This window comes from Streptomyces sp. NPDC048473 (genome assembly GCF_043200155.1).
GTDB lineage: Bacteria > Actinomycetota > Actinomycetes > Streptomycetales > Streptomycetaceae > Streptomyces.
In genome coordinates this window covers 1-1,322 of the sequence record NZ_JBICXE010000193.1, presented here as the reverse complement: position 1 = coordinate 1,322, position 1,322 = coordinate 1, and the positions used below count along the sequence as shown (strand labels likewise).

Sequence of the window (1,322 nt, the reverse complement as noted above, 5' to 3'; positions counted from 1 at the left end):
CACCGGACTGACCAGCGCGTACTCCACCGCGCTGAGGCCGCTTCGGCCACGTGGCACCGGCCATGACCCAGGCAGGATCGCGACCGGCCTCGCGGTGATGCTCGCTGACGGCGGCGGGACCATCACGGATCTGGCTGTGCTGCGCGACCAGGGCGATGTGTTCGGCCCGGTCGCCTCGACACCGACTACCTGGCGACTGCTGGCCGGCGTCGACGAACGCGTACTGGACCGCCTGCGCTCGGCCCGCGCCCAGGCCCGGGAAGCGGCCTGGCTGCAGGCCGCCGAGACCCGCTGCGGCATACCGGCGGCGAAAGCCGGCGGACAGGAACTGCCCGGCCTGGTCCTGGACATCGACGCCACGCTGATCACCTGCCACTGTGAGAAGGAGGCGGCCGCACCCACCTACAAAGGCGGCTTCGGCTTCCATCCTCCGGTCTGTTTCCCGGCCAACACCGGCGAGGGCATGTCCGGGCGGCTGCGGCCCGGGAACGCCGGAGCCAACACCGCCGCGGACCACATCGCGGTACTGGACGACGCTCTCGCCCAGATCCCCGACGCCCACCGGCACGGCACCGACATCCTTGTCCGCACCGACAGCGCCGGATCCGCGAAGGTCTTCCCCACCCACGTCCGAGACCCGCGAACACACGGAATCCGCACCTTCTTCCCGGTCGGATACGCAGTCACCGAACCGGTCCGCCGCGCGATCCGGGCCCTGCCCGAGCAGGTCTGGCATCCTGCCCTGGACCAGGACGGCACCCTCCGCGAATCCGCTGAGGTCGCCGAGCTGACCGGCATGACCGACCTTGCCGGCTGCCCGGCCGGCACCCGCATCATCGTCCGCCGTGAACGTCCCCACCCCGGAGCCCAGCTCTCGCTCTTCGACCGGGACGAGAGCATGCGGCACCAGGTATTCCTCACCGACACCCCGACCACCTCCGGACCGGCCCAGTTCCTGGAGGTCCGCCACCGCGGACACGCCACTGTCGAAGACCACATCCGGTGCGGCAAGACCACCGGCTTCGGCCGATTCCCCTCCCGCCGCTTCCCGGTCAACGCCGCCCGGCTCGAACTCAGCCTCGCGGCGATCGACCTCCTGGCCTGGACCCGCGTCCTCCTTCTGGACGGCGAACTCTCGGCTGCCGAACCCAAGAAACTCCGCTACCGGCTCCTGCACGTCGCCGCCCGGATCACCCGGGGCAGCCGCCGCCTCCACCTTCGGATATCGGCGACCCGGCCCTGGCGACATGAGCTCACGGCCGCATTCCACCGCCTGGCCGCACTGCCCCGCCCCGCCAGCTGACTCGCCGTCCCCGCCCACC

1 protein-coding gene is annotated in these 1,322 nt (G+C 71.4%); it reads left to right on the top strand.

The features are described from left to right. Window positions 1-1,303: IS1380 family transposase (locus tag ACGFU7_RS48180; protein WP_393705162.1), on the top strand; the 1,303-nt coding region annotated here is incomplete at its 5' end. Window positions 1,304-1,322: the final 19 nt, after the last annotated feature.